Source organism: Ekhidna lutea (genome assembly GCF_900188325.1).
Lineage (GTDB): Bacteria > Bacteroidota > Bacteroidia > Cytophagales > Cyclobacteriaceae > Ekhidna > Ekhidna lutea.
The window spans coordinates 463,088-483,456 of sequence record NZ_FZPD01000001.1 but is presented as its reverse complement, the minus strand read 5'-3'; the positions used below and the strand labels follow the sequence as shown (position 1 = coordinate 483,456).

Below are 20,369 nucleotides of genomic sequence, written 5' to 3'. Positions count from 1 at the left end.
TCACCACCAATAATATGAAAAGAATAATAAATACCCTCTCTCAAAAATGGCCGGAATACCTCCTCGAGATTCTGGTTATAACCATCGGTATATTGGGGGCCTTTGCTTTGAATAATTGGAATGAAAGAAGAAAGGCATCTTTGGAATCGCATACGATGGTTCTTCAAATCAGAAGCAATCTTTATCGGGACAGAATTTCTCTGGAGGAAGGAATAGAAACGATTAATCGAAGAGATTCTGCGTACAATCTTATTCTTAAGAATAAAGCTTCGGCGGACTCTTTATCCCTGAGATTTGCATCTTTTACCTCACTTGCCAGCGCGGCTGTTGATTTTGATCAAAGTGCATTTGAGCAAATAAAGTCCTCCGGCCAACTTGGGCTTTTGGATGACTCGTTAGTCCAGCGTCTTCAAAGTTTGTACTTGGATTACGGAAAAAACGAAGAGAACCGTGCGTTCTATATTAAAGTTGTAGAGAACGAGATTAGACCACTCTTTACAAGGCTTTGTTACAACATGAATCCTGAGGAACCCGTGGATATTTTACCCAATGGTAATCTACCCGTCAAAATGGATGACATGCTAAAGTATGTGAGTCACCCGAGTCTTCGTAAGCCCTTGATAATGCAAAAATTCACCTCCAAGCAGATGAAAGAAGAATATAAGAATCATTTGATCAAAATAGAAGAAATATTAGAGCTGATCAATCAAAACCTATCTAAATGAAACGCATCTTCACCACCCTCTCCCAAAAATGGCCGGAATATCTCCTCGAAATTCTGGTGATTACCGTCGGTATTCTTGGAGCTTTTGCGCTTAATAACTGGAACGAGGAACGAAAGGAAGATCAGTTAAAAAACCGGCTGTTCAAAGAACTTCATTCCAGAATTAGAAGCGATACACTCCATTTCATTAATACGCTTGAGGATAATGAAAAAGCAGGAGCGAGTGCAAGGTTTCTCAAGGATATTATTAAGAATAACGAGCCCTATTCGGAGGGACTGGATACGGCTCTTGCTCAACTTCGGATGTTAAAATCGCCAGAATCTGATTATGTTGCTTTCGACCGTTTGAATAACGTGGGTATAGAAATCATAGATAATGATTCTCTGAAAAACGAGATCATTCATTACTATCAAGATTCCCGGCGTTTTGTGACTTTTGATGATCATCTCCATGATCAGTTAGATAAATTGTATCCCAAATATTTTACTCGAAAGTGGGGCGTTCACAAAGCAAAACCAGAGGATTTTGAAACCCTTAAAAGAGTTAATGAATTCACGATCATCCTTGATGACGTTGATCGTCTCACTAATGTTCTTAGAGACAGAACCAATCACAGAAGAGTCCTGGCAATGTTGATTTTAAGGCTGATTGAAGAAGAGAGCACGCTCAATTTTTCGATTGAGAAAACGCCATACAAGAAGGTGATGAAAAATGACTCGATAATATTAGAACGAATAAGATGAAACGAATCCCTGCCTGCGGCAGGCAGGCTCACCGCCAATAAAATGAAAAGAATAGTTCAAACCCTCTCCCAAAAATGGCCGGAATATCTCTTAGAAATTCTGGTGATCACCATAGGTATCCTTGGGGCTTTTACGCTTAACAACTGGAATGAAAATAGAAAGCAAAGAGCTGATGAACAAAGAATGCTATATGAGATTCTGGATAATTTAAAAGAAGACAGATCCCAACTATTAAAAGCAGAAACTCAGTTAAGCAATTCAGTAAAAAGTATTTCATATATGAGGAGTGGTGACTTACAAAACATGAATGAAGATACGCTCTCCAAACATCTTGCACTTTTCATCAACTTCTACAAGTACTACCCAATTGATAATGCGTATGAAACATTAAAAACCTCAAGCATTTCGATATCAAACAATGAGTTGAAAAACGATATTTCCAAGTATTACGAGTATACCCAAAACCGAACTCAATCGGGATTGCTGGATGTCGAAAGTCAATTTAATGTTCATTTAATTCCCTTCGTTCGGACTTACATTAAAAACTTCGAATGGCTCAATAAAGCTCAACCTAAAAAAAGAAGTGATGAATTCTTTACCGCACTTCAAACAGAACTTATTGGAGCCAAGGACAACAATACACAAACACTTGCCGCACTCAGGAGGTTTCTTGAGAATAATCGTGAGTTGCAAAAAAAAATTGAAACAGAGCTGAATCAATGAAACGCATCTTCATCACACTAAAGGAAAAATGGCCGGAATACATCCTTGAGATTCTGGTTATCACCATTGGTATTCTCGGAGCTTTCATGCTTAACACCTGGAATGAAAACAGAAAACTTCAAAATACCGCTGAAGTGCACAAGCAAGTCCTGATTCAGGACATGAAAGCGGACTTGGTTGATCTAAAAGAGTTGAATGACCAAATGGAGGCTAACATTAACTCGTGCATTCGTCTGTTTCGCCAGTTTAAAACACTGGAACCGATTGATTCGAACACAAGCAACTACATCGTCTCACTCATTCTTGAGTACAATTTTTCTCCCAACAAAACGGGATTTAATGCCCTTGATAATTCCGGCGGTCTCACGTTGTTTGAAAATGAATTGCAGCAAAAAATCAGAGAGTATTACTCGCTAACGGAGAAAATCATCGCCAGAGAAAATATTTCCAACAACTTCATACGTGATAAATATGAGCCATTGATTTTTGATAAATACGCCTACTTATGGAGCCAATCCAATACCTTCAGTTTTTCCAGTGAGCAATATCGGGATGACCCCAGGCCCATACCTACACTTGACACGGAATCCTTACTTTCAGATCGTCCGCTGGAGGTATTGATCATCGCACGTCAATATCAGTCTGACACACAAAAAAGCCTGTATCAGTCGGGCATAGAGTCGATCAACCAAATGCTGGAGCAACTTGAACAAGATAAGCTCTGAGGTCATCCATATTTTAGGAACTCACACCTCTCAAATTAGTTTAATATGAAAGTCATCGTTGCATCAAAAAATCCGGTTAAGATAAACGCAACACAACTTGGGTTTGGTCAGGTGTTTCCCAATGAGCGATTTGATATTGAAGGCATAGCTGTTCCCTCTGGTGTCTCCGATCAGCCCATGACCAATGGAGAGACGCTGCAAGGAGCTAAAAACCGAGCAGAGCAAGCAAAAATTGAGATACCTGAAGCAGGTTTCTGGGTAGGTATTGAGGGAGGAATCGAAGAAACAGTGGAAGGCATGGAAGCCTTTGCCTGGGTGGTCATTCTTGCAAAGAACCAAAAAGGTCAATCCAGAACGAGCACCTTTTTCCTGCCTCCAAAAGTCAGAACGCTAGTCCTTCAGGGTGCAGAACTTGGTCATGCAAACGATCAGGTTTTTGAAGATCATAACTCGAAACAAAAAGGAGGTGCAGTTGGCTCCCTCACCAATGGATTGCTGGGAAGAACCGCATATTACGAACAAGCAGTCATTTTAGCCTTGATTCCTTTTGTGAAAAAGGAGATTTATTGAGCATAGTATTACCATGGAAATTCAAAGGGGTGAATTAGAATTTATTATCTTCAATCAATTAAATCCATCAATCGCCTAATCTTCAAATCGTAACATGCTCTTCCTCCTACGTAAAGTCCGCCGAAAGCTTCTGCAAAAGAATAAAGTCACTACTTACCTGCTCTATGCCATTGGAGAGATCGTATTGGTAGTGATCGGGATCATCATTGCTGTTCAGATCAATAGCTGGAATGACGCCCGCCTAAATCAAAAAAAGGAACGTGTGATTCTGAAAGATCTCCACCAGGAATTTCAAATCAATAAAACCAAGCTTGATGCTGCCATCCGGCATCACCAGACTCTAGCCGAGGCAACAGGTAAAATCATGAGCCTGATAGGAGAACCAAAGGCTACACTTGCACAACACAACCTTGACAGCTTGATATACCTTTCCCTGGATTATACAGATTTTAATGCCAGCCAATCCGTAATCATGGAGCTGATCTCCTCGGGCAGGTTGAATTTAATTTCTTCTGACGAACTGCGTTCCCTCATTTTTGAGTGGGTGAGCGAGATGGATGAAAAAAAAGAAGGCTATGAAACAATGGATGAAATCAGCCAGTCTCAAACACTCCCATACCTCACCCAAAATGCCACAATGAAGGATATTGACTTTTATGGACTTGGTAGAACCAATGGTCGCTCAAAGTTTGCATCTAAAAATCATCCGTTGTTTCAAGACTTGGTTTTTGAAAATCACATGGATAATCAATTCTGGGGGATTACGAATTACATTGCCAAGCTAAATCGCCTGGAAACAATCATTGATAGGATCCTGAAACAAACAAATACCCAAGCCATCAAATAATGCTCTTCCTCCTTCGAAAAATCCGCCGAAAGCTTATGCAAAAGAATAAAGTCACTACTTATCTTCTATATGCCATAGGAGAGATCATCCTAGTCGTAATTGGGATTTTGATAGCAGTGAGTATCAACAACAGAAATGAAGAAATAAAATCCAGGAATAAATTAAAAGAAACGATCACTGCCTTGCGAAGTGATTTAATACAAGACACTTTTTTAATCCAAGATCGATTACCTGAAGTCAAACGTCAGTACCTCCTAAATGAATCTCTGAGAGGTCGAGTGGCAAAGCCATCTGCGACCATTGACACATTATTAAAAATTGTACGGACTGAGTTTAATCCTAACTGGACCGAGCCTTTAAGATATAATACCAATAGCTACAATAGCTTGGTTAATTCCGATTTGATTGAAATTTTACCTGACTCGATCAGGTCACAAATTAAAAATTTTTACAATCAGAAGTTTTCTAAAATCAACCTGGTAGAACGGATCACCAATGATTACAGAGGGAAACTTGCCACCTATGTAAATACCTATACTTTCGGCTCCACATCCTTGCATGATCAAGGTCCACTGATTGATTCGTTGGTTTGGAGTAATGTAGATCATGGTCATCTAGCCGCTTCCTTTCAGGGATTGAGCAACTTCAAGCGGATACTGTTTGACCTGACTAACGATGAAATGGAGTTCAGTCATAAATCTTCAAAAGCACTAATTCTTCACTTAGATCAATACCTATCAAAATGATCTTCCTCTTCCGAAAAATCCGCCGCAAGCTTATGCAAAAGAATAAAGTCACTACTTATCTTCTATATGCCATTGGAGAGATCATCTTAGTCGTAATTGGGATTTTTATTGCAATACAACTTAATAACCTCAATGAAAACCGAAAGCTTCAGAATAAGAAAAATGTCTATTACTGTAAACTGCTAGAGGATGTGAGACAGGACCAGCACCAGCTTGAGAGACTTGTTCACGAAACAGATGAACGTATTTACCACAGCAATAAACTATTGGGATTACTGCAACAAGAGGCATTGGACCCTCTAGAAATCGCAAACGAAATGCTCGCTTCTGTTTCCCTTGTAACATTCACGTTCAAACCAAGTGTATCTGCTTTTGACGACATTAAATCAAGTGGAAATATTGGATTGTTGGATGAGGAAATCAAGGAAAAACTACTAGCCTATTATTCAAATATTGAAGGAATAGTGGACGTTGTGGATATCAACTCTGATCAGGCCGTCCGGCTTTTTTATGATACAGAGAGTTATTCCAAAATTGGTTGGCCATTGATCTCATTTGTGGATGAGGCTATTGATTCTTCTTTGGTTGACAAAAATCAGTTAGTCAAACTGGTGAGAGCAGATCAATCGTACCGGGATGAGCTGATTAGCGATGCGGTCTATTTTATTGGGTCGGGGGCCCGGGTAAAGATGCTCTATGAAAATCTGAGTACAGATATTTCCACAATGGAGGAATCTCTTAAATTGAAATGTCAAAACTAACCGCCTATGCTCTTCCTACTCCGAAAAATCCGCCGAAAGCTCTTAGCTCAAAATAAAGTTACTAGCTATCTATTTTATGCCATTGGTGAGATTCTATTGGTGGTGATTGGAATTTTGATAGCTGTGCAGATTGACGGTTGGAACGACCAGCGAAAAGTAATGACAGAGGAAGAAGGCTACCTCAAAAGGTTGATTGCAGAAAACAAGCAGGACATTGGTAATTTCTCTAGGCTGATTGAGGACTTAAATGTAGCAATGCAGTCCATAGATATATTTTGTGCGACACTAAATGATAAATCAGCCAGCGATTCGGTAATTCTTTATACCGCACAGGAATATATGAACTACGGGAGTATTGTCCCTTTATTCAGCTCGTCCCGCTCCACCTTCGATGATCTTTCAAATACAGGCAATCTTAAAGTGATCTCGAATATCACATTACGAGATCAAATCATCCATCATTATGCTGAAGTACTGGAAGTTCAGAAACGAATGAACATCAACTCCGACTGGGCGCTGGCTTTGGATATGGCCTTTATCAACGAAACCTATGGCATGAAATATGTCCCCATCACCGCCCATCTTTTTCCAACAAAAACAAAAAGGCAACTAGCTAATGAGCTGAGGAAAAACAAATTTCAATATATCAACAATGCTGCGGTCGGGTATTGGGCAGATACTGATGCTTTGAACTTGCTAAATGCACTTAAGCAAAAATCCAATGAGCTGATCATTCAAATCGAAAATGAATTAAACCAAGATTAACAAATGCTCTTCCTCCTTCGAAAAATCCGCCGAAAACTCTTAGCTCAAAATAAAGTTACTAGCTATCTGTTTTATGCCATTGGTGAGATCCTATTGGTGGTGGTCGGAATCTTGATTGCCGTGCAGATTGATACGGCCAAAGACTATGCAAAAGCAAGAATACTAGAGAAAAAGATACTTGCAGAAATCCGAAGTAATCTTCAGGCAGATCTCCTAGAAATTGATTCCGACTTAGGCATAATGGATGAAATCAACGAGGCTTGTATCGACATAGTGGAATTCCTTGATCGGAATGAAGCACCCAACGATCGTTTTCAATTTCTTGCCACAAACCTTCGGGTGACGCCACATTTTAGTCCCAATAAAAGTGGCTTCAGTTTGCTGCTCTCTAAGGGATTAGAGCTTGTTTTAAATGATAGCTTGAGACTTAACATATCCACACATTATGAAAGTTTATACCCCTACTACAAGAGGTATGAAGAAGAGCGAATTAGGTTTAATTCTCAGCATGTCCAACCTGTTTTGCACAAGTACTTCCAGATGCATCAGGATCTAAGTAAGCGGTTTTACATGAATTTTATGATTTCAAACGAAGATTACAGTACTCTAAAAACGGATCCTGACTTCATCAAAATTGTAAATGTCAAAGGTCTGGAAAACGGCTCAGTAGAGCTCAGGGCTCAGCGTGTAAGAGAAAGTATTATTGCACTCATTGAACAGATCAATCGTGAATTAAAAGAAAACTGATGCTCATCCTACGCCGAGAATACAATTACTTCTTACCTTTTCTATACCATTTGGAGGAATTATTCTTGTCGTGGAACAATAACTACCTCCCTTTGTTAAAGTTTCTTCAATTCCTCTTCCAGCTCTTCCTCGAGCCTTCTTTTATTAACGATCGTAGGTGGTGCTACACGATGTTCACAATCGGGAATGGAACACTGCTCACAGGTAGTATGTACCGTTCTTCTACGCAAATCAGGATCTTTCATAAAATTAAAAGCCCCCCTCAGCGATTCATTCATCGATAGTCCTAGTGTAACGCTGGTTCCATTATGATTGTCAAACCGGTCCGGCTCTGCAATAGAAATACAGAAGTAGGCATTATCCGTTTGCCAGTATTCAGAAACCTGCGCGTCAATCACATAATTGGATTTGACACTGTTTAATTGTTTGATGCTACTGATTGAGACCCATCGATGACACAGGTGTTCTTCCAGTTGATTTTGATAGGGTTTATGCAAACCTGAAAGATGCAATTCCTTCGTAATACGATAATTGACTAGCCCCTTTGTATTATCCAGTCGGATAAAAAACAGATTGTCTATACCAAAGTGTTTCGGTAAAATATTGGTGAGCCTTTGAAGTAGTGTTTCAGGTGTAACCTGAAACTTTTTTAGTAAACTTTCAATTAATTTGGGATTCCAACTAGTGGCTACAGACAATTTTTGTAGGTCCTTAACTAGTTCATCTGAGCTCATGAGTAAAGAAGCTGCAAAGTAGGAAGCTCTGAAATTATTTAAGAGCTTTTCAAAAGATGCTTCTTTATTCAGCGTTGTTTCATGTGGTCGTTCTCCAATACCTAAATGCTGAAATCCCAATTCTTTCGCTATCAGAAATTTTTGTTGTTCCTCGCTAAGCTGGCTATTTACATAGAGCTTATTTGCTGATTCAGAATAGTATGAACGAAAACGTCTCAGCTTTTCATGATTACCCAGTTTGGTATCATCTGTTTCAATCGAGAATTTATCATACAATAATTGCTTCAAAGAAGTCAGAGAAGGAATTCCTTTTAGTTTGGAAGTTGTTCTAAAATCTTCTGCCGCTTTTTCCAGGGAGGGGAAAAAATTGTCATGCATATCCTGATACGATCGCAGTGCTACCCGGTAAAAATGCTCCTTTTCAATCTGGTAGCTCCTGACCATTTTCAAAATGGTGCTGATAAAGGCACTGATCTTATCCGGTGAATTACTGAATATATCTATCAGCTTTTCCAGATTCAAGCCAAACTCTTCGGTAGGAAAGTATTTAAAAAACCCGGAGTTTAATAACTCCACCACTGGACGTAGCTTTTTATCTGCCTGGGTACTTACCAACTCATCATAGCTTACCTCAAAAGCCTCTGCGAGCATTCGAATCTTATCCGGTTTCGGATATTTCTTCCCTTTTTCAATGTCATTGAGATAGGAAACAGATAGTCCTGTTCTATTAGAAAGCTCCTGATACGATACCCCCACCCTGGATCGAAGGTGCTTCACCTTAAACCCCATAATCAACTTCAAAACGTCATTATCCGAAATCATGCGGTGAATTTAGATATTAAAAGAGTAAAAAATAATATTAGCGGAATTTCCGCTTTTAGATTATTTTAATATATTTGGCAAAAATTCAACCTATGTCACAATTACATATTCACTCGGATCGACTAATTGATTATCGAGATATCTACACAGATGATGCACTAACTGCTCTTGAATACCTGGCCAGTTTTAATGCACACCAGAAGGAGTTAATGAAACTTCGATCTGATCGAAGAAAAATTCGGATTGAGTCTGGTGATACGCCCCATTTTCTTCCGGAGGAAAAAACCATTGGCAACAGTTCACTCACTGTAAAAGATGCGCGTGAAGGAAACTTTGAAGGAGCAACTATCCCTAAGGACTTGCAATGCCAGTGGATTCAGGGTACCGGACCGGCAACCAAACCAAATGCTTCTTTAAAGTCAAGCATTCGAAATGTGGCCTACGCTCTTCTTTCTGGTGCAGACGGCTGGATGTTTGATGGAGAAGATGCGCTTGGGCAAATAGACTCCATGTCTTTGGATAATATTCGAAATCTCAAATTAGCCATTCATCAAGATCCGGTTTTTCTTGAAGTTGCCAAACAAGTTGCTCAGGAAATGAACCACTGGTCAAATGGCTTTTTCGGAAAAGAAATTGTAGCTGACTTACAACAACAACTTGACTTTACTACTATCATTTACCGGGTGAGGGGACTTCACCTGGATGATCGACACATTACCATGGAAGGCGGAGCTTCTTTCTCTGCCTCTATCACAGACTTATCGCTTTATGTTGTCAACAACTATAAAAAATTCCTCTCAAGTGGTCGTTCTGTTGTGCTGTATTTGCCCAAAATTCAAACAGCAGATGAGGCCGCTTTTTGGAACGAATTAATTACCGCATTGGAAACACACCTCGAGCTTGAAATAGGCACGATTAAAACGTATGTGCTTGTTGAGCAGTTGGAGGCCGCCATGCAGCTCATGGAAATTCGAGCCGCCCTCGGAAAGCATTTTGTGGGGTTCAATACCGGCCGATGGGATTACATAAATAGCGTATCCGATGCATTGGCTGGTGTACCTGACTTCATAAACCCAAACATCGAATCCATCACAATGGATTACAGCTATATGGCTGCCTATGAAGATCTGGTTCGACGAACGGTAAACACACCTGATAAGAATGGAAACTTTGCGTTATGGCAAGGAGGAATGGAACCAAATATTCCTGTAGGTGGTGAAAAGGGTGTTGAAGAAAGCATGAAAAAAGCTGTTGCCGGAGCTGAACGAGAACAGCAGGCCGGAGCATCAGGAAAGTGGGTTGCACATTGGAAAATGGTGCACATCATTCGCCCTGTCTGGGAAAAAGTTGGAGCTAAAAATCAGCTGGGGAGTTCTTTTGAACCACTGAGGTACTCCGATAAAGACGAGCAAGCACTGATCCATTTAGCCGAAGCACCACGTACCATTCGGGGAGCCAGAAACCTACTCAGCGTTGCGTTGCAATATGGTAATGCATTCTTGCAAGGCTTTCAAGCTGCAGCACTTAAGCCGGCTGACTTCTTCGGTGATGACAACATACTCTACCTCATGGAAGACATGGCCACCGGAGAAATTCGAGTGGGTGTGCTTTGGGAGTGGGTGCATAAAAAAGCCAAAATAACGGAAGCAGATAAAGAGGTCAACCTAGTAAAGGGTGAGCCTTTTACAAGAGCATTATTTGATCGCATACTCGAAGAGGAGTTTGAAAAGCTGATGAAAGCGAACAATCGTGATGTTCATAATGACTCCAAATTGACAACCCTTCCGATTTCTAAGATGATTGTCTCACGGCTGGTTCATGACTCAAACAAAGCTCCGTGGTATATAGACCTGCTCAATTTGAACTTAAACAACACAGACTTCAAGATTGCTGAGGAACGTGTTGACGCATATTTCCAACAATTAAAAACTACTGGCCATCGAATCACAGCTAATCTGGATTTGGTGACGCTTAAACCAATTCACGTATGAAAAATGAATCAACCGTATTCCAGGAGACTGTTGCCGGAGTAATTAATTTTTTCGAAAAATCCAGATTTGACGGAATAAAGAGACTTTATACTGCCAGACAAGTAGCAGAGCAGCAAGGAACCATCTTTCAGGATTATTCAATAGCAAAAGCAGCTGCAAAAGATTTTTTCCAAAAGCTTAGGGAAAAATATTCAGAAAAGTCTTCCATAACCACTTTTGGCCCTTATTCACCTGGCCAGGCGGTCATGATGAAGCGTGCAGGAATCGAAGGAATATACCTTGGAGGCTGGGCTACCTCCGCCAAAGGTTCCGCAGATGAGGATCCGGGTGCCGATCTTGCAAGCTACCCGCTAAGTCAGGTGCCAAATGAAGCCGCCTCAATAGTTAGGGCACTACTTGCAGCAGATAAAAATCAACGATTTCATCGGTGTAAAATGACTGAGAACGAACGTAAGGAAACGCCCTTGATAGACTTTTCGCCATACATCATTGCGGATGCGGACACAGGTCACGGAGGTGATGCACACGTCCGAAACCTGGTTAGAAGATTTGTGGAGGCAGGTGTGCCAGGCTATCATATTGAAGACCAGAAACCGGGCACCAAAAAGTGTGGACACCAGGGAGGGAAAGTGCTTGTTCCATGCGATGAGCAAATCAAGCGATTAAATGCAGCTCGTTTCCAATTGGATGTAATGCGTGTAGAGGGAATAATCGTGGCACGAACCGATGCTGAGGCGGCCACTTTGATGGAATCTATCAGTGATGAACGTGATCAGCCATTTGTACTAGGCGTTACGAATCCAAACATCCCAAGCTACAAATCGGTACTTATAACGCTACATGCCCTTTTAAATGAATATGGCATTGACACCTATGGGCATATGCTTTATAGTGAGCAAGTCATTGCTTCACAGGCAAGAAAATGGCTAAATGGCATTGGGATAGAACAAAAAATTGAGGAGTATTCAGAGATTCTTAAAACAGATGAGGCCATCACTTTTGAGAAAGCACTTAATGAGTTGATTGACTTTGTTGTGGGAGAATGGGAAAAAGATGCTGTAATAAAAACCATTGGTGATGCTGCAAAACAAGCCATCGTACTTGCCATGAGCGATGGCCTTGAATTGGACATTGCCCTTGGATGGGAGTGCGAGATAGAAAAATTGTCCATCGCTGATGTTAAAGCATATCTTAAAGAATTGGGGATTTCTTTTTACTGGAACTGTGATGCGATGCGATCTCCGGAAGGATATTTCCAGATCAAAGGTGGCATCCCATTCGCCATTGCGAAATCTTTGGCTGTGGCACCCTTTGCAGATATTTTATGGATGGAAACAAAAACCGCAGACTTAGCAGACGCGAAAAAGTTTGCAGATGCCATTCATGCTGAGTTTCCGGATAAAATGCTGGCTTACAATCTTTCCCCTTCATTTAATTGGGATTCTACTGGTATGACGGAAGAAGAGATGATTGCATTTCCATCAGAACTTGCTAAAATGGGCTTTGTCTTTAATTTCATCACTTACGGAGGTCACCAAATTGACGGATTGGCTGCTGAGGAATTTTCAGATTCATTGAACAATGAAGGCATGCTCGCACTGGCGAAAGTCCAGCGCAAGCTTAGATTGCTGGATTCGCCATATAAAACTCCTCAGACCTTAGTTGGTGGAACCCGATTAGATGGAGCCCTTGCAGCTTCATCCGGGCGAACTGCGACGACAAGGGCCATGGGTAAAGGCTCCACGCAATTTCAGCATCTGCTGCACACCGAATTGCCCCTTTTGACTCTTAAAAAATGGCTACACGAATGGAAAACGATCAATGAAATTAATGCGGAACTAAAAGTGAAATTAAAGCCCCAAAGCATGGGATCTTCAACACTTGAACTTTCCGTTTCATCTAATAAAGAAATGATAGCCAATATCGTCTTCAGTACATTGGTTGATCGTAACAAGGTGGCTATCCTTTCAATCAGAGATCAAAACACGTTTGTCTCCAACTATAGAAGAAAAAGATTGATGACACTGATCCATATCTTCTTGCTGAATCGATTCCGCTCGGATAAAGTCCACTATCTCACACCAACAGCAGATAATGTAAAACAATGTGAGGCGATGGCCAAACGTGACATTTACAGCAATGTCCATGAGGAAGTTGGGAACATCATCGTCGCTGAAGTTCAAAGAGATGATGTGGTTGCCTATGTAAATCAGGAAAACAAGATCAAAGATTTATTGCAGATCGGTCAGCTTGTACTTTGATTTAAATTCTTAATCCCTCTAAAAAGGAGTGCCGTTTAGCGTGGGGCACTCCTTTTTGTTTCATCGTTCCTTACAATTAGATTCATTTCTCTGTTCTTGTTTTCGAATGCCACATTAGCTTTGAATTTTTAACAGGAGCTATATGGAATTAAAAGCACTCATCAAGCAAATTGTATCCTCACCTGAACTGCACGCCAAATGGCTGAACTCCCTCTCCATGATGGAGAATACAGGAGCCAGGAAAATTTCTGCTAGTGAACATGATCAGCTTGTAGATGAGATTGTACTCAAACATGCTGCTGAAGAGGCACGACATGCTTATTACCTCAAAAGTCAAATCAAGAAGACCGGATATGAAGGATGCAAAACCTATCTATCTCATGAGCTCCTTGCCCCCATCCAAAGCTTTCAGTATCTGCACGCACTCGATGCGTCTATCAGTCGGTATTTAAAAAATGAAATGGGCTTTGAAGGAAATGAGCTTAAATATGCTGCCTATCTTTTGGTGACATACGCTATTGAAGTTAGAGCCGACGATCTGTATCCGGTTTATGAAGAAGTGTTAAGAGAAAATGATAGTAAAATCAGCGTTCGCATGATCGTCGTGGAAGAGCAAGGCCACTTGGAAGAGATGATCCAACAGATGGATGAGTTTTTTGTGGAGTGGAAACATCACGCTGAGTTCGTTGAAAAACTGGAAAATCAATTGTTCGAAAAGTGGATCGAAAAAGTAGACGAGATGGTAAAACCTCAACCTGAATTAATATGAAAAGTCCTTTTATCGTTCCCTTATTTCTGACCATGATTGGATGCACTCAGAAACCAATCCAACCTCAAATTGAGCCATTGGACAGTCCTACTAGTTCGCTTCTACAAGCCATCAGTATTGTGAATGAAAATACGACCTGGATCAGCGGGCACGATGCAACATTTGTCCTTACAAAAGATGGTGGTGAAAGCTGGGAGTTGTTTAATCATCCAACAGGTGATTCTCTTCAATTTAGAGATGTACATGGATTCAATAATGAAAAGGCTGTTTTAATGACCGCTGGATCAGGTCCACTTTCCAGAATTTTAACATTCACCGCGCCTGATCAATGGGAAGAAAATTTTGTAATGCAGGACTCTCTTGGCTTCCTGGATTGCATCGATTTCTGGGATGATCAAAGAGGTATCGCGTATGGAGACGCTATTGACAATTATCCATACATTCTGCTGACTTATGATGGTGGAAAAAGCTGGAATCGAGCTGACTCTACAAACATGCCCAAAACAGGAAAAGGTGAAGGTGGGTTTGCGGCAAGTGGCACATGCGTCACTACCGGAGAAAATGGGAAAGCCTGGATCGCAACAGGTGCAGGCGGCAACTGCAGATTCTTAATTACAGGAGATTATGGGCAATCCTGGAAAGAAATAAATTCTCCTTTAATTTCAGGAGATGCAGCTGGAAACACGTCGGTATCATTTGTTGGTGACATTGGGGTTGTTACGGGTGGAGATCTTATGATTGCCGATGACTATACTGAAAACTGTGCCTTTTCAGAAGATAGTGGAGCTACATGGAATCTATCGAACCAGCCACAGACAAGAGGTGCTTTTTATGGAAGTGCAATTACAAAAATGGACGGACAAATATTTGCTTTTGCATGTGGGCCCAAAGGACTTGACTATACATCCGATATAGGACAAACCTGGAATACATTAGATACGCTCAACTACTGGGCGTTGAGTATGAAAGGAAGTTTTGGATTCGCTACGGGCACAGAAGGCAAAATTTTGCGAATATCTTTGCAGCCATGAGGCGACCAAGAAGAAATAGAGCATCATCTGCGATAAGAGACCTGGCACAGGAAACCATTCTGACAACTAATGATTTTATCTTTCCATTGTTCCTGCTTGAGGGAAAGAACAAGAAGTCAGAGGTGGAGTCTATGCCCGGCATCTTCCGTCTGTCAGAGGATTTGATACTAAAGGAAATCGAAGCTTGTTTGAAAATGGGCATTAAAGGATTTGATGTATTTCCGGTAGTGGATGAGAAGTACAAAGACAAGACGGCCACCAGAAGTTACGATCCTGATTTCTTCTATCTAAAGACATTAACGAAGATAAAAAAGGAATTCCCTGAAGCACTCATCATCACAGATGTGGCTATGGATCCATACAGTAGTGACGGACATGATGGAATTGTGGAAGATGGCCAGATCTTGAATGACGAAACACTCGACATTCTTGGTCAAATGGCTTTAGCTCAGGCAGAATCAGGTATCGATATGATCGGCCCATCGGATATGATGGATTTTCGTGTTGGGTATTTGAGAAATGTATTGGATGAACAAGGGTATACCAATACGGGAATCATGAGCTATACAGCCAAATATGCATCAGCATTTTATGGCCCGTTCAGAGATGCGCTAGACTCTGCACCTAAATTTGGTGATAAGAAGACCTACCAGATGAATCCTGCAAATAGCGATGAAGCCATGATTGAAGCAGAGCTTGATTTTAATGAAGGTGCTGATGTATTAATGGTGAAACCGGCACTAGCTTATCTTGACATTATTCAACGATTAAAAGCCAACTTCAATATCCCTATTGCAGCTTATAATGTGTCCGGAGAATATGCCATGATCAAAGCAGCGGGTGAAAAAGGGTGGCTGGATACCGATAAAGCGATGATGGAATCTTTACTTTCAATCAAGCGCGCGGGAGCTGATATGATCCTTACTTATTTTGCGAAAGAAGCTGCTGCACATCTTGCCCTGCAGCGCTAAGTAATCGTTTATTTCTAATTAAAAACTTCTCATAAAGAGGTTTAAAGAACTCTCCATTAGGAAGTGATAAAGCTTCTTGCCATACCGGTAGCGCCAGATCAGGACTCAGTTCCAGCTCCAATGCTTTCAATACCAGGTCAGAAGCCTTTTTTTCATATACAGGCCCGGGTTTTAATTGAACCGTATAGGTTTTTGACTCTATTGTTTCTCCGGCAAATGTGCTGCTTATCGTGAATTTAAATGCTCCCTCCTTGAGGCCATAAGTTGTTGGCTTTAAGGTATAGTTGTGAAGCTTTGTTCTAAAGTCCTGAATCTTCGGACCTGCATTATCATGAACGGTTAACACATAATTCAATACTGGCTCGTCGTGCAAATGCCAGTATAATTCAAATGGATCGTTTTCATTCCAAATCAGGTATCCGGACCTATCAAACACTGGGTATAAGACCGTGATCATTTTTGTTGGATCCAAAACAGTAGAATCCATATACAACAATTCTAACCTTGGTCGTTCTTGTCGTTCTTTCAGCTCTTGTGGCTTCAAGTAAAACGTAAAAATCTTTTCAGTGTGTTCATAAGTAGTCCCTCCTTTATGAACCAGACTCAAAAACCCACCGTCTTTTACCTCTATCGAGGTTACATCATCTACCATCTGTAATGGTTCAACAGGAGAGCCATATACAGTCGCATCTTTGGCCACTAAAACCTGGAAGGGTAAGTCGCTGGTATTCTGTGCTGGTAGGTGTAGGTAAGTCGATAGAATTAGAAGGCTAACAAAAAATCGCATCTTCTCATTCAGTTAATCTTCTTTAAAAGTACAGATTAACAAAATATTATCTTAGAAAAAACGAGAAAAATACGATTTAACCAAATAGGTCTTCCTCTCTCTCAAGCATTAAAATGGATGATTGTGGTACTATGAAATATTTCTCTTTATTGTATTGCACCTCAAAAGCTCCTTTTTGCAAGAAAATAGCCAAATCTCCTTCCTTTGCCTGTAGCGGAATGTATTTGATTTTTTCATCCTCCGGTTTCCAGTCTTCTTCCTCCACAGAATGAGGAATTGGGTATCCAGGGCCTGCTTTTACAATGTAGCCACTTTGTACCTTTTCTTTTTCCTGCACTCCCGGCGGAAGATATATTCCGCTTGCCGTTTTCTGAGTCTCCTTCATCGGCTTAATGAGTACCCGATCACCAACGATAATAATGTTTTTCAGCTTGTTATCTGAAGTCAATTCCATCTCAAAAAATTAGAAAAGTAAAATTAAGATTAAAACAACTCAGGACTATCATCCTCGTCTTTTGCTCCTGCCCGATATAGCAATTTTTCATCCATCGATCTAGAAGTCTTCGAGCCAAGCTCTTTTAGACGCTCAGTCTTTCGGATCAGATTATCCTTTCCTTCAACTAGTTTGTTCATTGCCTGCCCATACTGTTGTTTAGATTTATCAAGTGACTTTCCTACTTCAATCAGATCATCTACAAAAGCCTTGAATTTGTCATAAAGTGCCCCTCCCTGACGAGCGATTTCCAGTGCATTTTTATTTTGATACTCATGTTTCCAAATACTGGAAACTGTGCGAAGTGTGGCTATTAAAGTGGCAGGACTTACTATGATGATACTCTTTTCATGCGCATCATTATAAAGTTCTCCACCATGCTGAACCACTAATGAAAACGCAGATTCAATTGGCACGAACATAAGGACGTAATCCAAAGACCCGCCATCGAATAACTGATGATAGTTCTTTTCAGCCAACCCTTTTACGTGTGCCTTTACAGAGAGAATGTGATCTTTTAGATATTGCTCTTTCTTGAGCTCATCCTCCTCATTCATGTATTTTTCGTAGGCCACCAATGACATTTTAGCATCTATCACCAGATTCTTGTTGTCCGGCAGCTTGATGATCACATCTGGGCGTAATCGTCTTCCAGCTTCTGAGTGTAGAGTCTCCTGTACTATGTATTCCCGATCTTTTTCAAGACCAGACTTCTCGAGTATTCGCTCCAGAATAACCTCTCCCCAGTTTCCCTGCATCTTCACATCGCCTTTCAATGCCTTCGTCAAGTTCTCTGCTTCTTTTGTCATCCGATCATTAAGCTCCCGAAGACCGATAATTTGCTCTCGCAGAGCCGTGCTTCTTTCCAGGCTTTCCTTATTCGTTTGCTCAACCTTCTTCTCAAACTCCGTCAGTTTTTGACCCAAAGGATTTAATAACTCGTGAAGATTCGTCTTATTCTGATCGGTGAATTTCTTGCTCTTCTCTTCGAATATTTCGTTAGCCAGGTTTTTAAACTCTGTGGTGAATTTTTCCTGCAATTGACCCAACTCTCCTTTTTGCTCCTCAAGACGCGTTTGAAGGTTTTGATAGTTGGCCTTCAAAGTAGAGTTCTGATTATTTAGGTGGATTACTTCTTCTCGCTCACTTCGCAGTTCATTGTTCATTTGCTGCAGTTCCTCAGCAAGTTTCTTTGAGCGCTCCATTTCAAGCTTCAACTGGATCTTCAATTCTCCATTCTCAGGAACATTTGAGCTACTTCTTACTCGAAACAGCAACCATCCCATTGGCACACCAAGAGCCAATCCCACAATCAAAAACATCAAGCTTGATAATTCCATTAATCAAAAATAATCATTTTACTAAAATGTTTAGCAAAATCAAACATCTAGTTCACGCAAATACATCTGTATCGTATTCTCCAGTCCATAATAAAGCGCATCACAAACCAGTGCATGCCCGATTGACACTTCCTCAAGATAAGGAATTTGCTGCTTTAAATAATTTAAATTTTTCAAGTCCAAATCATGTCCGGCGTTCAGTCCCAAACCGATATGATTGGCATGTTCCGACGAAGTTTTATAAGCTTCAATAGCTTTTATTTTATCCTTATGATAGGAAGATGCATACATCTCTGTATATAGTTCCACCCGGTCTGTTCCGCACTTTTTAGCTCCATCCATCAACTTATTTTCGGGCTCAATGAAAATTGAAGTTCGTACTCCCCAGCTTTGGAGTTGAGAAATAATCTCAGAGAGCATTTTCTCATTATTAATGGTATCCCAGCCGGCATTTGAGGTCAATACATTTGGTGGATCAGGTACCAGGGTAGCCTGTACAGGTCTTACTTCCTCAATGATTTTCATGAACCGATCGTCCGGATAACCTTCAATATTGAACTCGGTAGTCACGACATCCTTAAGGTCATAAACATCCTGCCTTGTGATATGACGTTCATCAGGTCGTGGGTGCACAGTGATGCCTTGGGCTCCAAACCGTTCACAATCCTTCGCTATCTGAACCACATTCGGGTTGTCGCCTCCCCTTGCATTTCTCAGCGTAGCAAACTTGTTGATGTTAACACTTAGTTGGGTCATAACTTAAGAATGTTTTTCTTCGCAAAGTTGTTCATTCTAAAACAATGTTACCATGAGTTTAAAATCAACTATTGAATCAGAAATAAAAACAGCAATGCTTGCCAAAGACAAGGATCGTCTGCGTGCATTGCGAGCAATCAAATCACAAATCCTTTTAGCTGAAACAGATAAAGGCGGAGGCGGTGATCTGTCAGAAGATGCTGAAATGAAACTATTGGCCAAAGCGGCCAAGCAACGTAAAGATTCCATTGAAGTATTTGAGCAGCAAGGAAGAGATGATCTGGCTGCAACAGAAAAATCTGAACTAGCAGTAATAGAAAGTTTCTTACCTAAACAACTCTCTGAAGAAGAAGTTGAGGCGGAGGTGAAAAAAGTAATTGAAGAAGTTGGAGCTAGCGGACCACAGGATATGGGAAAAGTAATGGGAGCGGCGACTAAAAAATTAGCTGGAAAGGCAGACGGTAAACTAATATCAACGTTGGCTAAAAAACTTTTAAGCTAAGTTGAGTACGTTCGACATCATTTTATTAATCCTTTTGGGTTTTGGAGCTGTAAAAGGCTATATGAGAGGTTTCATTGTTGAGATTCTTTCTTTTGTTGCTTTTTTCATTGGTCTGTTTCTTGCTTTAGAGCTTACGGTTCCTGTATCTACCAGCATTTTTGGAGATACCAGCTATTTCGAAATAGCAGCAGTGCTTGTTTTTATAGCACTTTTCGTGCTGTTAAGTTTAGCCATAAAAGCCGGCGCAAAAGCGCTAAAAAGCATGGTTGATATGACCATTTTTGGGGCGGTCGATAATTTGGTAGGAGCATTTGCCGGATTATTTAAGTGGGCGTTTATATTAAGTGTTTTGTTTTGGGTTTTTGAATCTGTAGGTTTTGATATCAGCAACCGTTATGCAGACAATACTATCATTTTTCCGTATATTGTATCTATTGGGCCTACTGTGTTTGAGTGGCTCGGAAACGTGCTCCCGTTTATCAGAGACTTAATTGATTCAATGGAAAACTTACCAAAAGGTAAAGGAACATATATGACTTATTTGGACTTAAACCCTTAAG

22 protein-coding genes are annotated in these 20,369 nt (G+C 40.7%); 17 read left to right on the top strand and 5 right to left on the bottom strand.

The annotated features are described in order from the left end of the window. Nucleotides 1–14 precede the first annotated feature (14 nt). From CHB71_RS02120 to CHB71_RS02075, 10 genes are all read left to right on the top strand, one after another. Nucleotides 15–725 (top strand): hypothetical protein, encoded by a 711-nt coding sequence (locus CHB71_RS02120; protein WP_089355225.1) that lies wholly within the window; start codon nucleotides 15–17, stop codon nucleotides 723–725. Further along, complete coding sequence (locus CHB71_RS02115) at nucleotides 722–1,468, top strand: hypothetical protein (RefSeq protein ID WP_089355224.1); 747 nt, start codon at nucleotides 722–724, stop codon at nucleotides 1,466–1,468. Before CHB71_RS02120 ends, CHB71_RS02115 begins: the two co-directional genes overlap by 4 nt. A 42-nt stretch (nucleotides 1,469–1,510) precedes the next feature. After that, nucleotides 1,511–2,191, top strand: a complete 681-nt coding sequence (locus CHB71_RS02110; RefSeq protein ID WP_089355223.1) for a hypothetical protein — start codon at nucleotides 1,511–1,513, stop codon at nucleotides 2,189–2,191. After that, nucleotides 2,188–2,916, top strand: coding sequence for a hypothetical protein (locus CHB71_RS02105; RefSeq protein WP_089355222.1), 729 nt, complete (start codon nucleotides 2,188–2,190; stop codon nucleotides 2,914–2,916). The genes CHB71_RS02110 and CHB71_RS02105 overlap by 4 nt, the downstream gene beginning before the upstream one ends. Before the next feature lie 45 nt (nucleotides 2,917–2,961). Beyond that, on the top strand, nucleotides 2,962–3,486 hold the full coding sequence (gene yjjX / locus CHB71_RS02100; protein ID WP_089355221.1) for an inosine/xanthosine triphosphatase: 525 nt from the start codon (nucleotides 2,962–2,964) through the stop codon (nucleotides 3,484–3,486). A gap of 94 nt (nucleotides 3,487–3,580) precedes the next feature. Further along, nucleotides 3,581–4,333: a DUF6090 family protein gene (locus CHB71_RS02095; protein ID WP_089355220.1), complete on the top strand. Its 753-nt coding sequence runs from the start codon at nucleotides 3,581–3,583 to the stop codon at nucleotides 4,331–4,333. Nucleotides 4,334–4,368: 35 nt separating this feature from the next. Then, nucleotides 4,369–5,079: a DUF6090 family protein gene (locus CHB71_RS02090; protein WP_089355219.1), complete on the top strand. Its 711-nt coding sequence runs from the start codon at nucleotides 4,369–4,371 to the stop codon at nucleotides 5,077–5,079. Between the two features lie 32 nt (nucleotides 5,080–5,111). Next, the gene (locus CHB71_RS02085; protein ID WP_144017303.1) at nucleotides 5,112–5,840 is read left to right on the top strand and encodes a DUF6090 family protein; all 729 of its coding nucleotides are present in this window, start codon (nucleotides 5,112–5,114) and stop codon (nucleotides 5,838–5,840) included. A 6-nt stretch (nucleotides 5,841–5,846) separates the two neighbouring features. Continuing rightward, complete coding sequence (locus CHB71_RS02080) at nucleotides 5,847–6,605, top strand: hypothetical protein (protein ID WP_089355217.1); 759 nt, start codon at nucleotides 5,847–5,849, stop codon at nucleotides 6,603–6,605. A 3-nt stretch (nucleotides 6,606–6,608) separates the two neighbouring features. Then, nucleotides 6,609–7,352 (top strand): DUF6090 family protein, encoded by a 744-nt coding sequence (locus tag CHB71_RS02075; RefSeq protein ID WP_089355216.1) that lies wholly within the window; start codon nucleotides 6,609–6,611, stop codon nucleotides 7,350–7,352. 95 nt (nucleotides 7,353–7,447) lie between these two features. Here CHB71_RS02075 and CHB71_RS02070 read toward each other — a convergent pair whose 3' ends face one another. Continuing rightward, entirely contained in the window at nucleotides 7,448–8,908 is a 1,461-nt protein-coding gene (locus CHB71_RS02070) for a helix-turn-helix domain-containing protein (protein ID WP_089355215.1), read from the bottom strand. A gap of 92 nt (nucleotides 8,909–9,000) precedes the next feature. On the opposite strand from CHB71_RS02070, the gene CHB71_RS02065 reads away from it, so the two are divergent. The 5 genes from CHB71_RS02065 (at nucleotide 9,001) to hemB (ending at nucleotide 15,931) form a co-directional block, all read left to right on the top strand. Further along, nucleotides 9,001–10,899, top strand: coding sequence for an aldolase/citrate lyase/malate synthase family protein (locus tag CHB71_RS02065; protein ID WP_089355214.1), 1,899 nt, complete (start codon nucleotides 9,001–9,003; stop codon nucleotides 10,897–10,899). Continuing rightward, complete coding sequence (locus tag CHB71_RS19120) at nucleotides 10,896–13,160, top strand: isocitrate lyase/phosphoenolpyruvate mutase family protein (RefSeq protein WP_089355213.1); 2,265 nt, start codon at nucleotides 10,896–10,898, stop codon at nucleotides 13,158–13,160. Before CHB71_RS02065 ends, CHB71_RS19120 begins: the two co-directional genes overlap by 4 nt. Before the next feature lie 142 nt (nucleotides 13,161–13,302). Continuing rightward, complete coding sequence (locus CHB71_RS02055) at nucleotides 13,303–13,929, top strand: hypothetical protein (RefSeq protein ID WP_089355212.1); 627 nt, start codon at nucleotides 13,303–13,305, stop codon at nucleotides 13,927–13,929. After that, nucleotides 13,926–14,960: a beta propeller repeat protein gene (locus tag CHB71_RS02050; protein WP_144017302.1), complete on the top strand. Its 1,035-nt coding sequence runs from the start codon at nucleotides 13,926–13,928 to the stop codon at nucleotides 14,958–14,960. Before CHB71_RS02055 ends, CHB71_RS02050 begins: the two co-directional genes overlap by 4 nt. Continuing rightward, the gene (hemB, locus tag CHB71_RS02045) at nucleotides 14,957–15,931 is read left to right on the top strand and encodes a porphobilinogen synthase (protein WP_089355210.1); all 975 of its coding nucleotides are present in this window, start codon (nucleotides 14,957–14,959) and stop codon (nucleotides 15,929–15,931) included. Before CHB71_RS02050 ends, hemB begins: the two co-directional genes overlap by 4 nt. On the opposite strand, the gene CHB71_RS02040 is transcribed toward hemB, so the two are convergent. The 4 genes from CHB71_RS02040 to CHB71_RS02025 all read right to left on the bottom strand — a co-directional run bounded on the left by CHB71_RS02040 (nucleotide 15,882) and on the right by CHB71_RS02025 (nucleotide 19,307). Next, nucleotides 15,882–16,718: a hypothetical protein gene (locus CHB71_RS02040; protein ID WP_089355209.1), complete on the bottom strand. Its 837-nt coding sequence runs from the start codon at nucleotides 16,716–16,718 to the stop codon at nucleotides 15,882–15,884. The genes hemB and CHB71_RS02040 overlap by 50 nt on opposite strands. A gap of 76 nt (nucleotides 16,719–16,794) precedes the next feature. Next, nucleotides 16,795–17,172, bottom strand: a complete 378-nt coding sequence (locus tag CHB71_RS02035; protein ID WP_089355208.1) for a co-chaperone GroES — start codon at nucleotides 17,170–17,172, stop codon at nucleotides 16,795–16,797. Nucleotides 17,173–17,201: 29 nt separating this feature from the next. After that, a complete protein-coding gene (locus tag CHB71_RS02030) occupies nucleotides 17,202–18,551 on the bottom strand; it encodes a DNA recombination protein RmuC (RefSeq protein ID WP_089355207.1) in 1,350 nt (449 codons plus the stop codon). A 39-nt stretch (nucleotides 18,552–18,590) separates the two neighbouring features. Beyond that, nucleotides 18,591–19,307: a pyridoxine 5'-phosphate synthase gene (locus tag CHB71_RS02025; protein WP_089355206.1), complete on the bottom strand. Its 717-nt coding sequence runs from the start codon at nucleotides 19,305–19,307 to the stop codon at nucleotides 18,591–18,593. 52 nt (nucleotides 19,308–19,359) lie between these two features. On the opposite strand from CHB71_RS02025, the gene CHB71_RS02020 reads away from it, so the two are divergent. Together CHB71_RS02020 and CHB71_RS02015 are read left to right on the top strand one after the other, a co-directional pair. Further along, the gene (locus CHB71_RS02020; protein WP_089355205.1) at nucleotides 19,360–19,809 is read left to right on the top strand and encodes a GatB/YqeY domain-containing protein; all 450 of its coding nucleotides are present in this window, start codon (nucleotides 19,360–19,362) and stop codon (nucleotides 19,807–19,809) included. 1 nt (nucleotide 19,810) lies between these two features. Further along, nucleotides 19,811–20,368, top strand: coding sequence for a CvpA family protein (locus CHB71_RS02015; RefSeq protein WP_089355204.1), 558 nt, complete (start codon nucleotides 19,811–19,813; stop codon nucleotides 20,366–20,368). The last annotated feature ends 1 nt before the right edge of the window (nucleotide 20,369 follow it).